Source organism: Lysinibacillus sp. UBA6686 (assembly GCF_002455205.1).
In the GTDB taxonomy this organism is placed as follows: domain Bacteria; phylum Bacillota; class Bacilli; order Bacillales_A; family Planococcaceae; genus Lysinibacillus; species Lysinibacillus pakistanensis.
This window is the reverse complement of record NZ_DKJS01000067.1, coordinates 5940-25900: the sequence shown is the minus strand read 5'-3', so window position 1 is coordinate 25900 and position 19961 is coordinate 5940. Positions and strand designations below refer to the sequence as shown.

General features: G+C 36.6%; 17 protein-coding genes. 5 read left to right on the top strand and 12 right to left on the bottom strand.

Annotated elements, in window-relative coordinates:
* Positions 1-105: 105 nt before the first annotated feature.
* The 10 genes from B2R82_RS17885 to B2R82_RS17840 form a co-directional block, all read right to left on the bottom strand.
* Positions 106-411 carry a MazG nucleotide pyrophosphohydrolase domain-containing protein gene (locus B2R82_RS17885; RefSeq protein ID WP_286926231.1) on the bottom strand — a complete coding sequence of 102 codons (306 nt, stop codon included), beginning with the start codon at positions 409-411 and terminating at the stop codon, positions 106-108.
* Positions 412-433: 22 nt separating this feature from the next.
* Positions 434-1678 carry a serine hydroxymethyltransferase gene (gene glyA / locus B2R82_RS17880; RefSeq protein WP_286926229.1) on the bottom strand — a complete coding sequence of 415 codons (1245 nt, stop codon included), beginning with the start codon at positions 1676-1678 and terminating at the stop codon, positions 434-436.
* 44 nt (positions 1679-1722) lie between these two features.
* Entirely contained in the window at positions 1723-2250 is a 528-nt protein-coding gene (locus B2R82_RS17875; protein WP_286926227.1) for a pyridoxamine 5'-phosphate oxidase family protein, read from the bottom strand.
* Between the two features lie 275 nt (positions 2251-2525).
* Positions 2526-6074, bottom strand: a complete 3549-nt coding sequence (locus B2R82_RS17870) for an InlB B-repeat-containing protein (protein ID WP_286926286.1) — start codon at positions 6072-6074, stop codon at positions 2526-2528.
* 407 nt (positions 6075-6481) lie between these two features.
* Positions 6482-7036 carry a pyridoxamine 5'-phosphate oxidase family protein gene (locus tag B2R82_RS17865; protein ID WP_286926226.1) on the bottom strand — a complete coding sequence of 185 codons (555 nt, stop codon included), beginning with the start codon at positions 7034-7036 and terminating at the stop codon, positions 6482-6484.
* A gap of 234 nt (positions 7037-7270) precedes the next feature.
* On the bottom strand, positions 7271-8068 hold the full coding sequence (locus B2R82_RS17860; RefSeq protein ID WP_286926224.1) for a cytochrome c oxidase assembly protein: 798 nt from the start codon (positions 8066-8068) through the stop codon (positions 7271-7273).
* 12 nt (positions 8069-8080) lie between these two features.
* Entirely contained in the window at positions 8081-8554 is a 474-nt protein-coding gene (locus B2R82_RS17855; RefSeq protein ID WP_286926285.1) for a DUF2243 domain-containing protein, read from the bottom strand.
* A gap of 322 nt (positions 8555-8876) precedes the next feature.
* Positions 8877-11129: a chlorophyllase/cutinase-like alpha/beta fold protein gene (locus B2R82_RS17850; protein ID WP_286926222.1), complete on the bottom strand. Its 2253-nt coding sequence runs from the start codon at positions 11127-11129 to the stop codon at positions 8877-8879.
* Positions 11130-11340: 211 nt separating this feature from the next.
* Positions 11341-12369 carry a HAMP domain-containing sensor histidine kinase gene (locus B2R82_RS17845; RefSeq protein ID WP_286926220.1) on the bottom strand — a complete coding sequence of 343 codons (1029 nt, stop codon included), beginning with the start codon at positions 12367-12369 and terminating at the stop codon, positions 11341-11343.
* A gap of 83 nt (positions 12370-12452) precedes the next feature.
* Positions 12453-13166: a response regulator transcription factor gene (locus tag B2R82_RS17840; RefSeq protein WP_286926218.1), complete on the bottom strand. Its 714-nt coding sequence runs from the start codon at positions 13164-13166 to the stop codon at positions 12453-12455.
* A gap of 447 nt (positions 13167-13613) precedes the next feature.
* Here B2R82_RS17840 and B2R82_RS17835 point away from each other — a divergent pair, with 447 nt between their 5' ends.
* Positions 13614-15260, top strand: coding sequence for an alkaline phosphatase (locus B2R82_RS17835; protein WP_286926216.1), 1647 nt, complete (start codon positions 13614-13616; stop codon positions 15258-15260).
* Between the two features lie 97 nt (positions 15261-15357).
* On the opposite strand, the gene B2R82_RS17830 is transcribed toward B2R82_RS17835, so the two are convergent.
* Both B2R82_RS17830 and rocF read right to left on the bottom strand, forming a co-directional pair.
* Entirely contained in the window at positions 15358-16785 is a 1428-nt protein-coding gene (locus tag B2R82_RS17830; RefSeq protein ID WP_286926214.1) for an amino acid permease, read from the bottom strand.
* Positions 16786-17065: 280 nt separating this feature from the next.
* Positions 17066-17971, bottom strand: a complete 906-nt coding sequence (rocF, locus tag B2R82_RS17825; protein ID WP_286926212.1) for an arginase — start codon at positions 17969-17971, stop codon at positions 17066-17068.
* Positions 17972-18427: 456 nt separating this feature from the next.
* On the opposite strand from rocF, the gene B2R82_RS17820 reads away from it, so the two are divergent.
* The 4 genes from B2R82_RS17820 to B2R82_RS24110 form a co-directional block, all read left to right on the top strand.
* Positions 18428-19048: a hypothetical protein gene (locus B2R82_RS17820; RefSeq protein WP_286926210.1), complete on the top strand. Its 621-nt coding sequence runs from the start codon at positions 18428-18430 to the stop codon at positions 19046-19048.
* 247 nt (positions 19049-19295) lie between these two features.
* The gene (locus B2R82_RS17815) at positions 19296-19562 is read left to right on the top strand and encodes a hypothetical protein (RefSeq protein WP_286926208.1); all 267 of its coding nucleotides are present in this window, start codon (positions 19296-19298) and stop codon (positions 19560-19562) included.
* A gap of 12 nt (positions 19563-19574) precedes the next feature.
* Positions 19575-19760 (top strand): hypothetical protein, encoded by a 186-nt coding sequence (locus tag B2R82_RS17810; RefSeq protein WP_376781237.1) that lies wholly within the window; start codon positions 19575-19577, stop codon positions 19758-19760.
* Positions 19723-19961 (top strand): transposase (locus tag B2R82_RS24110; protein ID WP_414674129.1); only part of this gene is annotated, 239 nt, incomplete at its 3' end. The genes B2R82_RS17810 and B2R82_RS24110, both read left to right, overlap by 38 nt.

The following is a 19961-nucleotide window of genomic DNA, read 5'->3' as shown; positions in this document are numbered from 1 at the left end:
AATATATTTTTCAACAATCCATAAATCCTTTATAAACGACTCCTAAACAAAAATAGCCACTACCTCTAGTGCGATTAGGGGTAGTGGCTTTTACATTATATAGCTTTATTCATACCATGTTCTGTACTTATTGATCTCCATCTTTTTTTGAAATGCTTCCTCTAGATCAATATCTAATTGATTGGCTAGATCTACTACATTAAAAATTACGTCATACATCTCCAAACCAATATTTTCTTTTGTTAGTCGGACCTTCTCCTCTGTAGGTTGAAAGGAAATACTTAAAATTTCTTGAGCTAACTCTCCAATCTCAGTAACTAAATATAGCATTCTAGTTTGAATTGTATTGACAGTAAATCCTTTTTCCTCACTAAATTGTCTAACATATATTTGCATATTTGAAATATCCATACATTATTCCCCAGCCTATTTTTTAATTAAGTCCTTCATATAAAGGAAATTGAGATGTGATTTCTCTCACACTATCCAATATTTGATTTTTAACTACTGCGTCCTTAGGATTTTTCAGGGCAAGTGCAATTAATTGAGCAATTTCCTTCATTTCCTTTGGACCCAATCCCCTAGTTGTAATTGCAGGAGTACCAAATCGAATCCCACTAGTAACTAATGGATTGGCTGTATCATGAGGGATGGTATTTTTATTTGCTGTAATGCCCACTTCATCGAGTATTGCTTCAGCTTCTTTACCAGTAAGCCCAACCGTACGCAAATCAAGTAAGATAATATGATTATCTGTTCCTCCTGAGACAACGGTTAATCCTTCACTTATGAATGTTTCCGCTAATACTTTGGCATTTTCCAGTACCTTCTTGATATATCTCTTAAAATCTGGATTTAGTGCCTCTCCAAGCGCAACAGCTTTTGCGGCGATGATATGCATAAGCGGCCCCCCCTGTAATCCTGGGAAAATAGCTTTATCAATTGCTTGTGCCCAAGATTTACGGCACATAACAATACCCCCTCTTGGTCCACGTAACGTTTTATGGGTAGTCGTGGTTACAAAATGAGCATGTGGTAAAGGATTAGGATGTAGGCCAGCAGCGACAATCCCTGCAATATGTGCCATATCCACAAAGAAAAGGGCACCAACCTCGTTCGCAATTTGAGCGAATAACTCAAAATCAATCATTCTTGGATAGGCACTGGCACCAGCAACAATCATACGCGGTCTATGCTGATGAGCTAGCTTTCTGACATGATCAAAATCAATTCGCCCTGTTTCTTTATCTACACCATAAGGAACAAAATTATAGAACTTTCCTGAAAAATTAACGGGACTACCATGTGTGAGATGTCCCCCATGCGATAAATCCATGCCCAAGATTGTATCTCCTGATTTGACAGAAGCATAATAAACCGCCATATTGGCCTGTGCCCCGGAATGTGGCTGTACATTCGCATGTTCAGCACCAAACAGCTCTTTCACACGATGAATGGCAAGCTCTTCAACAATATCTACATGCTCACAGCCTGCGTAAAATCTACGCCCTGGATACCCCTCTGCGTACTTATTGGTAAGTATTGTCCCAGTTGCCTCCATAACCGCCTGACTGACAAAATTCTCTGAGGCAATTAACTCGATGTTATTCCGTTGTCGTGAAAGCTCTTGCTGGATGGCATTACTTATCGCCCTGTCTTGCTGATCTAAATATCTCATTTGCAAATTCCTTTCTTTTTGAACTTTTAATTTTCCATTCTTATTTATTCAGTTTGGAACATTTTCCCTTCCTCAATCGGATTTTCTTTTGCGCTTATATGTTGTGGATCAATTCTGTAGACTTGTACAGAACCACCAAATACTGCAGATTGGTATTTCTCTACATGTTGTTTGGACAATGGGCGTGTATAGTACCCAGGTACATATTTATCAATCATCTCTTGCAGCATATATGTAGCTTCATCTAAATTGACAACAGGCTTTGCCTCACCAAAAATCATAACACTCATATATGCCGTATCTGTTTTGGCAGGTACAGGATTAGTGATTGTTCCATACTCCTCACATACAGTAAAACAAACCTCCGAATTCTCATGAACCACTTTATTTCTTCGCCCACCTCCAGCACCATGAAAATAAATATTTCCATTCGACCAAACAAAATTCAGTGGAACTACATACGGTTGCTGACCATCAACCATTCCAAGATGCCCAATACGAGCATGCTTTAAAAATGCATCGATCTTGTTCATATCTAATACTTCTCTAATTTTGTAGCGTACATCCATCATTGTTATCACTCCTAATCAAGTATTCTGTAAGTCTATCAGCCTTTGGATTGAAGATAAATGTCCAAAAATACAGCAATGATGCAATCCATAAATCAGATTTTACGAAGAGTATCTTGCCAGAAAGTAAGGTGTGGAGGTTTCTGATATTGTAGATTTAAAGGCTAATTCGTGCCTGTTTTAGCATCACAGGTTTGAGAAGGAGATTTTAATTGGAAGGTAATATATTGAAATATATAAGAATAGAAAAGCACATCCNNGGATGTGCTTTTCTATTCTTATTGATTAAGAGCTCGGTATATCAAAGCCACAAATTGTGCACGTGTGACAGGATCATTTGGTTTAAAATAACCATTCGAGCCTAAGGCAATACCTTCTCGTTCTAAAGCAGCTATATTAGCATAACTCCAATGGTTTGTACTTACATCTTTGAATGAGCTCGTATCACCTGGTGGCAGTTGAAGTATCGCTACAAGAATTTTTGCCATTTGGGCACGTGTCAACCATTCATTTGGATGAAATGCCCCGTTCGAGCCATCTATAATGCCTGCCCGTTGCAGCTTTGTTATCGCCTCATAATAAGGATGTCTAGGTGGAACATCAGAAAAAGAGGTAGCCTCACGGGATGGTTCTAGCTCAAAAGCTCGTGTTAGCATAATGGCAATATGCTGGCGTTTTATAAATTCATCAGGTCGAAATGATTGATCAGGATACCCTGTAATAACCCCTCTTCTCGTCATGTCTTGAATCATCACCCAAGCCCAATGTGTTTTCGGTACGTCTATGAAGACATGTTGCTGCTGTTGAGGCTCCTGCTTAGTTGGCTCAGTACCTGACTGTTCCTCGGGAGATGGGGATGGATTTTCTGGTATTGACGGTTCAATCGGCGTCGGTACTGGATTTACTGGTACTGTTGGAGTTGTCGGTATTAATGGATATTCACCTTCACCAGTTGAATTTACTGTCCATTTAGCATAGAGTGTTATATCCTCTGTTACCACATCATTTGTAAAATTCCATTCTGTGGTGAAAGTTGCATTCTTATACCACCCTATAAAAGTATATCCTGCCTTCGTCGTTGCTTTTGGTTTTGTCAATTTTTCATTATATATGATGGATTCGGATGCCAGGGCTGTGCCACCATTTGTGTGATATGTCACGGTATAATTATTCATTTTCCATTTGCCATAGAGTGTTAAATCGACAGTAATTATATCTGTTGCAAAGTCCCACTCTGATGTGAAGCTACTATCCTTATACCACCCTTCAAATGTATGCCCTGCCTTGCTTGGTGCTGTCGGCTTCGTTATTTTTTCATTATATATGACGGATTCGGATGTCACAGCAGAACCACCATTTGTGTGATATGTCACGGTATAATTATTCACTTTCCATTTGCCATAGAGCGTTAAATCGACAGTAATTACATCTGTTGCAAAGTCCCACTCTGTTGTGAAGCCACTATCCTTATACCACCCTTCAAATGTATGCCCTGCCTTGCTTGGTGCTGTCGGTTTTGTCACTTTTTCATTATATATGACGGATTCGGATGTCACTGCTGAACCACCATTTGTGTGATATGTCACGGTATAATTATTCACTTTCCATTTGCCATAGAGCGTTAAATCGACAGTAATTACATCTGTCGCAAAGTCCCACTCTGTTATAAGTGTACTATCCTTATACCACCCTTCAAATGTATGCCCTGCCTTGCTTGGTGCTGTCGGTTTTGTCACTTTTTCATTATATATGACAGATTCGGATGTCACTGCTGAACCACCATTTGTATTAAATGTTACACCATAACTATTCACTTTCCATTTAGCATAGAGCATTGTATCAGCTGTGATTACTTCTGTCGCAAAGTCCCACTTTGTTGTAAACCCTGCATCCTTATACCAATCTACAAACGTATATCCTGTTTTGATTGGCTTTATTGGTGCAACTAATCTATCTCCATATGTAATGGAAAGGTCTGCTATAGGATTACCACCGTCTGTGTCAAATCCAACGCTATATTGTTTTGGAATAAGTGTAACAGCTGTGCTTGTTAACGGAACTAACCCCGCTGCATCAAAAGTCAACTGTGCTCCTGTCACTTTTGCTGCATTCTTGGCACCTAGATTAGAAAAGCTAATGATTCCAGCGTTTGCTGTAGCCGTTAGGGTCCCAGTCAATGTCCACGCTCCAACATCTTTTTTTGTCACTGTAACAGCCTTTGTATTGTCGTTGACACAGACGTTGCCATAACCATCATAAAGGGTCAATACAGGCTGTTGTCCAAATGCCCCTCCATTGACAGATGGGGGAATAATATCTGTTGTCAACTTCATCAGTGCTGCATTTCCTGCTGCTGGCGTAATTATTAACGAATTAGCTGTAGCAGTGTTAACATCTGACACTGCTAATTCGATTGTTTGTACTGACGCTGCATTCAGTTTCAAGCTTGAAGTTGCTTCACCATTTGTGAAATTTAGCGCAACTATCTCATTCATTGAAGTCAATATTTGACCGTTGAAGCTACCTATGGACCCGTTCGGAGCCTGTTTATAGCCGCTAATTGTCACGTTTTTTATGCCATTAAATGTAGTATCCTTATTACCTAATGCATTCTTTACAGTCAACTTAAGGATATTATCCATACCAACTGTTGGTGTAGATGATGCTACTATGGCGGTAACCGTTTGCGCTGGTAAAGGACTAAATTGTACACTGGCTGTTGCAGTTATTGTATTACCCCCAACACTTGCACGAATTGTCGATGTACCAACTGTTATCGGAGCAGTTAAGATTGCTGTATAGGTGCCATTATTATGGTCGGTTACATCCCCTACTGTTCCTAGTGTTGAGGAAATAGCTACTGTTTCTCCACCAGCCTTGATTTCATTGTCCTGAGCATCCTTCAACTTTACGGTAATTGTTGCCTGACTTATTCCATCTGCTAAAAGAGAACCATTGGTAACTCCAATTGTACTTTTCTCTGGTGATGCTAAACCTGGAACATATTGCACGCTAGCTGTCCCTGCTATCATTTTACCGCCAACGGTTCCACTAATTGTACCAGTACCAGTAGTTGACGGGGCAGTTAAAGTTGCTGTATAGGTGCCATTATTATTATCTGTGACTGCATTAACTATTCCTAGTGTAGATGAAATAGTAACCATTTCTCCACCAGTTGTTATATCATTGCCCTGAGCATCTTTTAACTGTACCGTCACTATTGCTTGGCTTACTCCATTCGCTACAAGACTAGAACTACTTACAAATATTTGACTGTCTGCTGGGGATAGTGAATAATCTGGTATCATGTACGTTCTAAATGAAAAATCATAGTCACCAAAAGCAAAACCTCTTGGATAGGGATTACCTGACTTGCCATACCAACCAAAGCCACTAATTCCACCATTTTCAGTAGAAATTATCATTCGATAACTCATATTCTTTTTCAGATAGGGTTTATTATTACTAAAATCAATGGATATCCACCCGCTACTAATATCATCTCTTGTTGCTGAAGCAATAGGTACCGACATATTTCCTTCGTCGTAAATTTCTATTTTAAGGGCTCCAGGTGAACCCTTATAGTCGAATATACTAATGTCAATCTTGCTAAGATAACCCGAATATGAAGGCATAAATGACTGACTTCTTGGAAGTTCGGCATTAACCCAAACATTACCAATTTGTAGCGGTTGTTCCTGATCTACGATAGCTGCTCCCTCTGGATCAACAGCTTTAACGTTTTCACTACCAGATGGTATTAATAAACAAATTGTAAAAAATAAAATAATTACGCCCCACTGCTGAAATTTCTTCAAATAATTCATCACAATCCTTTACTCTTCAATATTTTATTACTTGTTAAAGTATTTGAGTAAGCTCCCTTCCTATAAGTAATGTTAGATTAATTTGTTTCTAGAACCATCCTCACTATTATTAATTTTTTTCTTGTCGTTGAACTTTAATTTTCAACTGAAAAAACTATACACGAAAAAGGTTAAAATCAGGTTAAATTTTTTAAATTTTTATTCCATGAATATGAGAGGAAACTTTAAACAAAGAAGGGTTTCACTCTGAAGAGTGCACTAATATTAATAATTTTCTTCCCACAAAAAATACCTCTCGTTTTGTTTGTAGGGGCATTACCCATTTTTCAACGAAAGGTATTTTTTGTCTATTTATTTTAGTTCAGTGCATCAGAAAGTTACTAACTAATTGATAGTCCTTAAAATAATTACCTCAAATCCTGTGTAACAAATCTTCCTGGATAAAATTTTAGTTGTTCATTTAATCGATGCTCCTTTGCGGTCAAATTTAGTGGTTTTATTTTAAAAATAACCGTTTTACTCCCTAAGGATGATTGGTATTTATCAATATGAGTTTTCGATAAAGGGGCCTTATAATAGTTTGGTACATATTTATCCAGCATACTTTGCATGGCAGCAGTTGCTTCATCTAAATCCGTGATAATTTCTACTTTACCATTTGCAATGACACTCATGTAAGCTGTATCTGTTTTGGCAGGAGTTGGATCTACCATTGTGCCATAATTTTCACTAATTGTCATACATGCATTCACATTACTTTTCATGATGTCTATTTTCTTTCCTTGGTTTGCCCCATGAAAATAAAAAATCCCATCCTTATATACAAAATTTAATGGAATAACATATGGCATGTTATCATCAACTAGTCCAAGAAAAGCAGTATGAGCATTTACTAAAAAATCATTGATTTGTCTTTCATCTGTACAGGCTCTTTTTGACATTCGAATTGCTGCTGGTTCCATTAGTATTTTATCTCCTTTAAAGTGTCTAATCGGTTAAAAACAGTCTACAATAGGGCTATTTTTATAAAAAGAGACAGTCTTATGAAAACTAATGGGTACAACTACAAATCTTCATTGTTCAGTTAGATAAAGGATCATATATGAACCAAATAATTCAAAGCTTAAACCTAACAAATGTCACTAAAACTGAAAAGTTCGTCAGGGATCCTTTTATTATCTAAAATATGTAGGCCGTTAGCTAGATGGTATGAACTTTGTAGATAAAGGACCTCTTGTTTTTTTAAACCATTGGTAAAATAGTAAATAAACGAGACCAATTTCAATCGCATCTCCACCATAATACATGATCATTGCTCCAAGTTCTGCCTGTTCGGTAGATACATGATTAGGAGGATGAGCATAAATATATTTGGATAATATTGAATGAGCTGTTAATGCTACTAATAAGACGATTGAACGAAAGATATAAGATTGCTGATGAGGAGTTGGATCGATATAGATAAAAGCAATGGTAAATAAATAGCCAGCTAGAAAAATATGAACATGGATCACAATTAATAAAAGTGAGCTTTCATGCATCATGTTAAAGAGCGGTGTAGTATAAAGCAACCATAGACCACCTATATTTAAAATAGATGCTATAATTGGATTTCGGACAAAGCTAAAGTAAGAATTTCGCAATATACGGGAAATGATACGAGCCTTTTTCACTGGAATTGTTCCTAAAAGTAAAGTCACTGGAGCTGCTAGAGCAATTAATAGTGGAGCTAGCATCCCAAGCAATAAGTGACCAACCATATGTACTGAAAAATTTATGTGTGTTAGCTCTGCAAATGGACCGATTAATGTGATGATGGCACATAAATGCCCAAGTATCCAACTGACCGTGCGTAAACGAGACCAACTTTTTTTATGTTGATTAGAATAATAAACAGCAACAATGTAGGAGATAAGAGAAATGAAAAATGGTAAAACTAATATCAGTTGCACGAGAATCGAGAAATTTTGGATATGAGATTCATGAGAATGCAAATTATAAACCTCCTAGTACTTTTGTTGGTTAGTTTGTATGAGTAAAACTATGCCAATAATGATTAGAATTATTGCAAGTACATTCCAAACTAAATCATAGGGGAGAATCTCGACATTGTAACGGATTTGATGTAGCCTCATGAACTTGTGTTGAATGATGCCATCATAAAGTTGAAACACCCCTGCCCCAAGGAAAATACCACCAAGCCATCTTTTCAACCAAAAACCATGTTTACGATGAAGGTCAGCCAGTAAAAAGGCAGATCCAATTGTTGCAAAAAAGCTAAAGGCATGGAATAAACCATCAGAAACTAATCCAATATTAGCTGTAGATTTGTCATAGAAATGGTGCCAATGCAATAATTGATGAAAGATTACCTCATCTATAAATGCTACTACACCCAAACCAAATAATAAGCCCGTCCACAGATTTTGTTGTCCATATTGATAACGGTTTTCATGTTTATGTTTTTTTTCTTCGTACATATTAGATATGGCCAAACTTTCCACCCCAAATTAAATTTTTAATAGTTTGGTCCATATGAAAAAATTTTAAACCTTTCTTATGTTTCACAAAAAGCACCTTATTGCTATATGTACATTTATTCTATATTATAACGTTCATTTATTTTTATTGATAATTACCTTTTGCAAAATTAAAAAAGGGACTCATCCATACATATTGGATTAATCCCCTTATTGAGTAAATAGTATTCTATGATGCTATTGTTTAAAACTGAGCTTTCCTCCTCTAGATAACTCCCTACTAATTTAGTATTTTGTACTGAGATAGCCAACAGTCAAAATATTATGTTTCGAGTCTTAAACCTATATTATTTAATAAAATCTTTCCTTGCTTTGTTAAATTAAATTGAAAATGTATTTTTTCTAGCCTAGATGGATTAAACTGAGAATTTATTTCTTGGAAATCATTTAAAAGGAATTTATAATACTGAAATACTGGTTCAGTAATTGGGCCTACATCCGAAAAAGGTTTCTTCAGCAAATCCCCCTTTATTGCAGGTGGCAATTTGGCAACATGGCTAAGAGGAAGACTTGCTTTTCCCCCCTCACTATCTTCTACAGTAATGGTAAAATCAATCAGTGCTTCTTCTCCTTTTTCCTTGCCTTCCTTCCCAATGGCAGCAAGTGAAAATACAAGGGAGTTATTTTGCTCTAGCACCAGCCCTCTATCAGGTAGTGTTATAGTATATGAGGATGGGGAAGTTAAATCATTAGATTCCCATCCTAATTGCACAGCACTATACTGTGCCTCGGTAAACTTCAGTTTGACTTTTTCCTCTTTCCATTCCTTTAAATTTTCACCATTCAACTTTCCTCCTGGAACAGTGGTTGTATTAAGATCAATATCCTCATTAAACGTAGCAATATAAGAGGTCTGTGAATCATAATAATTAGAAATGTACTGTGTGTCAGGAAGCCACTTTTTTGCATATCCTAAATCTTGAAATATCTTTTGATAGTTTTTCTTTTCCTTTAACGTACTATCCAAAAATGCGGAGATTAATATTTTAGCAACTGTTTCCTGCTGTTCACGTGGCATAATTTGTTGTAAATTAAAGAATTGATTCGCTGTACCCGCACCATCTCCACGTCCCCATTTTTCATTAAACTGTCCATGATTAGCTCCATAAATGTAGACTGAAGCATTCATATAATCTTCTTTATCTGAATAAGAAATACGGTTATATTGATTCGAGCTAGCAAAGCTATTTACGTCCATATCATGGGCTCCTTGAAGCGCCAAATAGTTTATATTTTTTAATGGAAGCGATTTCCCTGATGGTAAATATTGTCCATCTGTTCCTGCAATAGAAACCAGAGAGCGGATAGAAAAATGATAATCAAACTTGATATTACCATTATTCGGTGGGTGATTCATTTCATTAAAGGCAGCTGCAATTGCGATAGCTTCTCCACCTCTGGAATGACCTATGAGCGCTATTTGTTCCATATCCACCTTTTGATAAAATGGGTTATCGTTATTTTTATTCCATTCTTTCCACATCTGTAAATGCTCTAGCAATAATAGACCTCTCGCTGAATTTTCATTCTTAAGAGGGCTGATTAAAAATAAATCATCATATGGAGAGACATTCAGAAAATTTTCATCTACTGATACAGCTATATACCCTCTACTCGCAAGAAGCTTTCCTAAATACTCATAACCTGGATCGGAATAATCCGTCATTAAATGGTTACCGTGCACGATTAATACTAGTGGAAAAACACCCTGTCCGTCGGGATACCACACCTGACCATTTAATGGCAATTTATCCGGCCCAAAACCAAGTGTTTTTGTACGAACAGAGGACCACTTTTCTAAATAATTTGTGCCATCCACAGTTTTAGTCTGCAAAGAGTTCTTTTGATTAAATTCTTTCCGATAAGTATGTGGACTACCGTAAGTAAGTTTATTTACTCGATAGCTACCTAGATTTGCTGGATTATTCAGCATAGTATTATCATAATGCTTCGAAGCTTTAAGCTGTGATAAAGTGAAATCAGGGGAATTTACTTCACCTGATTGAAGCAACCAATAGCCCCCAACCACCATACCAATCGTCATTATACTTAGCAATAAAGAAGCGCCTACTCTTTTAGAAATTTTAGCATGCCTATAGCTACCCTTTATCCATTTGAATAACAATGCCCCCCATAAAGAGAGAAAAGCCATTATACCTAAAATCAATGGAATAGCAACTTCTAAAGGAATAATCACGCTGAATAAAAGAAAAACAAACGAGGTGACAAGTACCCAAATATAACGACCAGGCATCTTTTTTAGCAACTGAAACAAAAGGGTAAGGACCCCACTGATAATGATCACAAAAAAAATAAATACCAAAATTCCAATCAAGAAATCAAAAACACTACGCTGGTCTAATAAAAACTTTCCTTGAATCAAAATCATTAAAAAAGAGACACTACCTAAAACGATGGAAGCCCCCTTCCATCCTAATGACATTGGTTCGTAATTCTTTATTTTTCCGAAAAATTTTTGGACAAAATAAGCCCACACTTTTTTAAATACCTTCAATTTTTTGATTCCTCCTGCATACAATCTATTCCATTTTAGATTACAGGATGATTCTTTCTTGAGACTTTCTCCTTTCTTTCAATTACCTTACAAAGCAATTTTGCCAAGGCGAAATTAGTCCGGATTTTGTATTGTGCACAACCATTCATCTCACCATCTGTAGAGGTAGGAGTCTTCTGCTGAATGTAGATAAAATCTGTTCGTTTTATGGTCATTTTTGAGGCAAAAAAAGTCTAAAGCTTGTCCAACCATTTGTTGTGAGCGTAATTTCTCCCCCATGCTTTTCAATCACTTGTTTAGCAATCGCAAGTCCTAATCCAGTACCTCCATCACTTTTACGTGTTTGATCACCACGGACAAAAGCTTCAAATATTTTTTCTTCTATTGCTGGAGGAATACCTATCCCATTATCCTGAATAACAATTTCTATGCCATTTTCCTTTGATACTAGCTCCAATTGTACAATTGTCCCTGCTGGATTATATTTTAATGCATTTGAGAGAATGTTAGATATCGCTCGATATAACAATGTAGCGTTAAAAGGATAATCAATTACATCTTGAGGAATAGTGCATTGAAACATAAAGTTCTTTTCTGAAAATTGTTCGTAATACTCTATTGCAATTTCTCTCATAAATTCTGCTATATCACTTTTTTGTACCATAACAGGATAATTAGAACTGTTTAGCTTGGATAATTCAAAAATATTGTCGATAAGTTCTGATACCAGCTCAACTTTATTCGAGATTAAGCTTAAAATTCTTCGTTTTCGCTCTTCTTCATTAATCAATCCTAATTCCAGTGCTTCAACATAGCCTCTAACTGTAGTAATCGGAGTCTTTAAATCATGAGAGAGGTCCACTAACATTCGTTGCTTGTTTTCTTCTAAGCGCTGGTTTTCTTTTTCTACTTTCTCCAGTTGCTCAGCCATTTTGTTAAAATCATTTTGAATTTGAGCAAGCTCGTAACTTGCGTTAAAGTTAAGTCGTTTATTGTATTGTCCCCGCGCTATATCTTGTATGCCGTCAGCGATTAAATGAAGTGGAGTGGTAAGTCTAGAGGCAGTCCACTTCCCAAAAATATAAACTGCTATTATTAATAAAGAGAGAAAAAGAAGTAGCGTTTGCATGAGTATTTTATAAAAGATTTGTTCATTTTTTTCTTGTCCTTCAATAGTACTCTTGGAAGATTGACCTGCCTCCAAAAAATAATTTACAATTTGTTCGTTTAATACAAACAAGGAAAAGGCTGCAATTAGTGCAACAATTACAAAAAAGTAAATATATGTAATAATCAATACGCGCTGTAACCGATTCTGTGATTTCATGGAATCAACTCATCTTTCTTGGCAAATCGATATCCAAGCCCACGAATCGTTTTAATAAATATAGGATTCCGTGGACATGTCTCAATTTTTTCTCGAAGTCTACTAATTTGAACCATGATTGCATTGTCATCAGCAATATAATGCTCATTCCAGGCACGTTCAAAAATTTGTTTTTTTGTAAAAACTCGTCCAGGCTCACTCATCAAGAGCTTTAATAATTGATATTCGCGTGCACTGAGAGAGATTGCTTTCTCATTGATATAAAGCACACATTCCTGCTGGGACAAACGTAAATCCCCTACCCTTATTTGAGCGTTCAGTTGAGAGGATACTACATTATTAAATTCATACGATCTCCGCAAATGGGCTTGAATTCTAGCAATTACCTCCAAAGGGCTAAATGGTTTAGAGATATAATCATCCGCTCCTAACTTTAGTCCGGTAATTTTATCATAGTCCTGGTTTTTAGCAGACAGTAAAATAACTGGAATTTTGTATTCTTGACGTATCATTTGTAACAACTGATAGCCATCAATAATTGGTATCATAATATCTAAAATAACAAGGTCAATAATGTGGTTTTTTAATTGATTAAAAGCCGATTTGCCATCAAATGCTTCCACTGTACCATATCCTTCTACATGCAAATATAGTTTCAGCAAGTTCACAATATCGAGATCATCATCCACTATTAATATTGTTTTGGACATAGTAAATCCCCCTTCCCTTCTTCTAACTATAGTGTATTCTATTTAGTAACTTAATCTCCCTAGAATATGTGTATTGTAAGAAAATTGTAAGGTAAGTAAAAGTTTAAGTTTGGATAGGCCCTCTTTCATGTGTTTTGAATTCATCCTTTTTATAGAATCTCCTTATAAGCTTTTTACTTTATAAAAACTTTAAAAAACAGTGTCGGATAATCTGTTTTCTCGTATTAACTGGATTGCCTCAATGTAAAACCATAGTATTTATGTTTTTTAGTTCTAGGCATCCGCTATTCTCTAATTAAAAGATGATTGTTATTTTATAACCGTTAATCAGCTATTTTTTAAGGATTTTAGTTAACAATATTACCATAATTTATTAACATCTATTTAATTATGACTTTACAACCTTCCTTTAAACTTACCATTGAACTTATCTAAAGGAGGAAAATCATGAAATATTCTAAAAAATGGACTTCGTTGTTTTTAGCAAGTGCTCTTACTTTATCAACAGTTAGTATCGCTACACCACAGGTACAAGCAGAGGAAGTAAAGAAACCAACAAATGTTATTATGCTTGTAATGGATGGTAGTAGTAATAATGCCATTACACTTTCGCGTTGGTATAAGGGAGAAAGCCTGGCAATGGATGAAATTTTAACAGGTGCCATGCGTACGTACTCTGCTGAGTCTGCCATTACAGATTCCGCTCCTGCAGCTACCGCTTTAGCAACTGGACATAAGTCGAATGATAAATTTATTGGTGTATTGCCATCTGTTGTTAATTCACCAGGATTAGAGCAAGTTGCTAAAAAGGACGCATTTAGACCAGTAGCAAATGTTTTGGAAGGCGCTAAACAGCAGGGCAAGGCCACAGGATTAATTTCTACCTCTGAAATTCAGCATGCTACACCAGCGGGCTTTTCAGCTCACGTTAATAATAGAAGCCAATATGGTGATATCTCTGAACAGCAAGTCTATCAAAATATCGATGTTGTGTTAGGAGGTGGTTTAGAATCTTTATCACCTGGCACAACAAAAAATGCGCGTAAAGATGGCGAGGATTTATTAAACGTCCTTAAGGAAAAAAATTATGCTCTTGTCAAAACACGGGATGAACTACTAAACAGTCAAGCATCAAAAATTTGGGGTAGCTTTGCGCCAAGTGCTCTCGCTTACGATTTTGATCGTGCCAAAACAAGAGCATCCGAGCCAACGCTTGCCGAAATGACAGAAAAAGCGATTAATACGCTGAAAAAGGATGAGGATGGCTTCTTCTTATTTGTGGAAGGAAGTAAGGTGGACTGGGCAGCACACGCTAACGATACTATTGGGATTATTAGTGATATTTTATCGTTTGATGATGCGGTGAAAGAAGCCATTGATTTTGCGAAAGAAGACGGAAATACATTGGTGGTTGCCGTAACAGACCACGGCAATAGCGGTATTACAATGGGAAATATTAACACAACAAATACTTATTCAAGCATTCCTGTATCTGCTTACATCGATCCTTTAAAGAAGGCTACAATGACGATTGAAGGTGCGCTAGGGCAATTAAAAGAAGATCAATCAAACTTAGTAGAAGTTGCTGCACTTTATGGTCTAGATAATTTAACAGAGGAAGAGCTTACTATATTAAGATCTGCTAAAGACCTTGGCAGTGAAATGGTTAAAATGCTTGCAAATCGTGCCAATATTGGCTATACAACTGGTGGCCATACTGGCGAGGATGTATTCTTATATTCATTCGGTCCGTCTAAAATAACTGGTCTTGTCGAAAATACTGATTTAGCACATGCAATGGCAAAGTTTATGGGATTTGAATTAAATAAGCTAACGGCCGAATTATATATACCTGCAACAAAAGCATTTACAGAAAAAGGCTTCACAACAAAAGTAGATGTAACAGATAAAGAAAATCCTATTTTTATAGCCCAAAAAGCGGATGTTTCCATTACTATTCCAGTAAACAAAAATACTATGGTATATAAGGACGCATCAATGAATACGTCTAAAACATATACATTTGATACAATCAATGTTTATAACGGTACGGAATTTTATGTTTCAAAAAAAGTTTTAGACACAATACAATAAAGGAAAAGACATCATAAGCAGGAAAACGAGCCTATGATGTCTTTTTTACTTGTTGGGTGACTGTGTTATCTTGAGGCATTCAGTGTCTCCATCCAGCTTATAGATACATTTTTTGCTCTAATTTTAACTGTACTTCTTGTTGATTAATATTTAAATTTGTAACTTTCTTTACCTTTACATAATAAACGATATAACAGCCAATAAAGAATGCTCCTCCACAATATAGAGCTAGTCGTTGAGATGGATCAAATGCCAAACTTCCCATGACAATACAGTTTGCTACTAAACCCAAAATTGGAACGAGTGGGTAGAGTGGGGCTTTGAATTTTAAATCTTCCACTTTTCCACCTTGACGTATATAGGATCTTCTAAACGCAATTTGGGAGGCCGTAATTGCAATCCAACCAATTTGTGCGCCTAAGCCTGCTAGAGATAAAAGCCAAACAAACACTGTTTTTGCAGCGAATGCACTTGATAGCAATGACAAACCAGCCACAGCAAGTGTAATTAGTAATGCATTCATAGGAATCCCTCTTTTATTCACCTTCCCTAAAACGGGGCTTGCCATCTTTTCAACAGAAAGGGAGAATAGCATACGTGTTGCTGCATAAAGTCCAGAGTTAGCGACAGATAAAAGCGCTGTCAGAATAACAAAATTCATGATATCTGCAGCATATGGAATTCCTATACTATCTAGCACAACAACAAATGGACTTTCAACAACTCCAGCTTTTTCCATAGGTATCATTCCTGCTAGTACAACGACAGATAACACAAAGAAGAAAAGTGTTCGCCAAACTGTTTGTTTAATTGATTTAGGAATTGTCTTTTCAGGATTTTCACTCTCCCCTGCCGCAATACCAATTAATTCAGTACCCTGGAATGAAAAATTCACAGTAATCATGGTAATAAGCAAGGCTGATACGCCATTTGGAAATAGCCCGCCCTCATAAAAATGAGAAAGAAATGGTGCATCTGTTCCATCTTTTATATCAATTAAGCCAAACATGGCCGCCCCACCAACTGCAAGGAACATAATAATGGCCAATATTTTAATGCTTGAGAAAACAAATTCTGCTTCACCGAACGCTTTTGCTGATAAACCATTCAATACAAAGAGCAGTGCAGCAAATAGTAGACACCACATCCATACGGGTGATTCAGGGAACCATCTTTGCATAAGTTGTCCAGCCCCTAAAAATTCGAGTGCAACAGTTACTGCCCAGCCTAGCCAGTACAGCCAGCCAACAGCAAAACCAGTAGCAGGACCTATAAATTTCGTCGTGTATGTTTGGAATGAACCTGATACTGGCATAGCAACAGACAATTCACCTAAACATAGCATTGTTAAATACATGACTAATCCGCCAACTAAATACGAAAGAATGGCACCAGTTGGTCCAGCTTGATGAATAGTGTAGCCTGACCCAAGAAAGAAACCAGTTCCTATACATCCGCCAAGTGAGATCATAAATAAGTGTCTTGCTTTCATGCTTCTTTTTAATTCATATTGTTCTGCTGCCATATAAAAACTCCTTACGCAAATTATCTTGTAAGCACTTTCTTTTTTAAGTGCATGAAGATAACTATTAGAAATTTAAATAATAATTAGGTTATTAATTTAATATATTTAAAGAACTGTCAATATTCTGACAAAATCAATGCTAGTGATTACCTAGAGCTGTCGCCCTTTCTATTGTAAACTTAATTGAGGGAGAGCTATTTTCTTACATTTGGTTGTGGCGACCTACTATTCTAAGAAAAGTTCTTCCTTTATGGGATAATTTATTGCCCTTATCCATAATTTAAAGTAATGTATCGCCGAATAAAGAGCTGATTAAAGCGACTGCAGCGATAGCTGTTTTATTATATTTATCTAATACTGGGTTTGTCTCTACAAACTCTGCTGAGGTAATGATATTCGCCTCTGATAGCATTTCCATAGCTAAATGGCTTTCACGATAGCTGATGCCACCTGCAACAGGAGTTCCTACACCTGGTGCATCATTTGGATCAAGACCATCTAGATCTAGGGATAAATGGACGCCGTCTGTCCGTTCCTTCAAATAATTAATCGTTTCTGACATAACTGTTGTCATACCTAATCGATCGATTTCATGCATGGTGTATACTTTTATACCTTGTTCTTTAATAAGCTGCTTTTCTCCTGGATCTAAGTCACGGGCACCAATAATCACGACATTTTCAGGCTTTACTTTTGGACCATAGCCTCCAATATTTGTAAGCGTAGGATGACCAAGACCTAAGCTTACAGCCAAGGACATTCCATGTATATTGCCTGAGGGAGAGGTTTCACCTGTGTTTAGATCACCATGGGCATCATACCAAATGACACCTAAATTCTCATAATGCTTTGAGACCCCTGCTAATGTTCCAATGGCGATACTATGATCTCCTCCTAAAACTAACGGAAAGCGATTTGAGGAAATGACTTGGTCTACTTTTTGACCAAGCTTGCCATTAGCCTCTGCTACAGTTTTTAAATTTTTTAAGTTAGTCGTTATTTCAGTTTCTTTGCTTTCATTTATTATTTTAATATTTAAATCCCCTTCGTCATCAATCGAATAGCCAAGGCCTTCAAGTCGATCTGTTAACCCAACATATCTAATAGCGCTTGGCCCCATATCAACCCCTCTTCTAGTTTGACCAAAATCCATAGGCACCCCAATAATTGTAACTTCTTTGTTCATGATGTTTTCTCCTCTCGATTAATTACTTTCACAGTATAAAGAAAATGAAAAATTGACTCAACCCAACATTTTTTTAAATTTTTATACAGTTTGGATTATTAAAAACATAGATTCTTTCTTGTATAAAAAAATGCATAAACATTATTTCAATGCATAACGATACACTATTTCCCAATTTTAAATGTTTTTTTGTCAGAAATTTCAAAACAAAAGAATAAATACTATTCTATTTTTATAATTTTTTTAATAGAAAATTAACTGCAACGATAAAAAATATCCAAATATCGTACCCACATCCAAATGCAAGAAATTAAAACAACCAGTTGCTGCTACAAAATGACAACTGGTTGTATGAATAGCCCCCCCCTCCCTTTGGATTTCTCATAAAAATTTGCTCTTACCAATATAATACTAATCTATAACAATTGGATTTTGATAAAAGAAGGGTGATGTAAGGTGACGATTATCACAAAGCCATCCATTGGTTTAACACAATTTACTGATTTCACGATGAAGGGAAGTGCTGCCAAGACAAAGTTTGTGAAGGACATTAAGTACCAGGGGGACTATCATCCGATTAAAGATTATTGGAGAGCATTACGCGAAGGCTTAAAAAAATACCATGAAAATCGATATAATGATTCCTATTTACTTACCATCATAGACGATGCCATCCCTGCACGTCAGAAGAATTACCAAGAAGCTGTAAAAGCCTATTTAAAATTTTTTAAAAATAAAAGAGTACAGTGGTTTGAGCCTGGTAAGTCCAATTGGTATTGTGATGAATTAACCGTACGTTCAAACCCTGAACTCGGTTTAATCATCGATGATATCCCCTATCTAATTAAGCTGTATTTCAAAGGAAAAAATGAACGCATCGATAAACATAAATGCCGATCTGCCCTAACCCTCCTAAAAGATTCTCATTATTCGATTGAACATCCTGAATCTGTTAAACATGCTATCTTAAATGTTCAAAAAGGGCGCTTGATTGTAGATGATGAATCGACAGAATATCACCGAATCGCCCTCGAATCCGATGCAGCGCAATTTATGTTTATTTGGAATAGACTCTAACGCTTATCCCACTAAAAAATGTGGATTTGGTATTTTTCCTCTACCAAATCCACATAACGTCTGCTGAAAAGAAAAATAAATGTCAATCACCATTTTATCGGTTCTTCACCATAACTCGTGGTTGATTTTCAATTAATTCAATAATTTTACATTTTACTATAGAAGAAAAGCGAAAACTCTCGTATCGTAATTGTTGCCTAGACAAACCACGAGAGGAGTTTTCGCTTTGTACTCCAAGTTTATCAAAATGCTATTACCGTTACCATCTTTTTTCGAAGTTTCTTTTCCATCTGACGAAGAACCCAACGTATTTCCTGTTACAGTAGGTGCTTATTCAGTGCCATGTCCTATTTGCCAGGGAAAAACAATTCGTCACGCACAAACGTTACGTCGTTTTCGTCATGGCTATGCTTGGCACCTCGGATTTATATGGATTGAGATGGCGATTCTACGTCATCGTTGTGTTGCTTGCAACCTCACATTTACCTATGACTTTGGTTTAGGGATTGTATAAGCGTCTTCGGCTATGTTTCGTAGAGAACTAGTGAGGCGTTGCCACGGTCGTTCCATTGCTGATGTAGCGCGTGAATACGAACTGCCCTACACGACTGTTGAGCGTTGGTATTACTTGTATGCAGCTGATGAATTAACGGAAGAAATCGCCACAACTATCTGTGTATACGAGTTTGCTTTGCGCAAAGGACATCACTAGTGTTTTAAATGCCGACACGGGTCGTATTTTGGCGATTGTTCCTCATCGAAATCAAGACGCCATTACCGCTGCTTTACAGAAAGTAACAGGTCCAATTCGTACGGTGGTCAGTGATTTCGCTCCAGCGATGGCGAACGCGATACAAGCCGTTTATCCAACTGCGATTCATGTGCTGGATCCTTTCATCTCGTGCAATTTTTC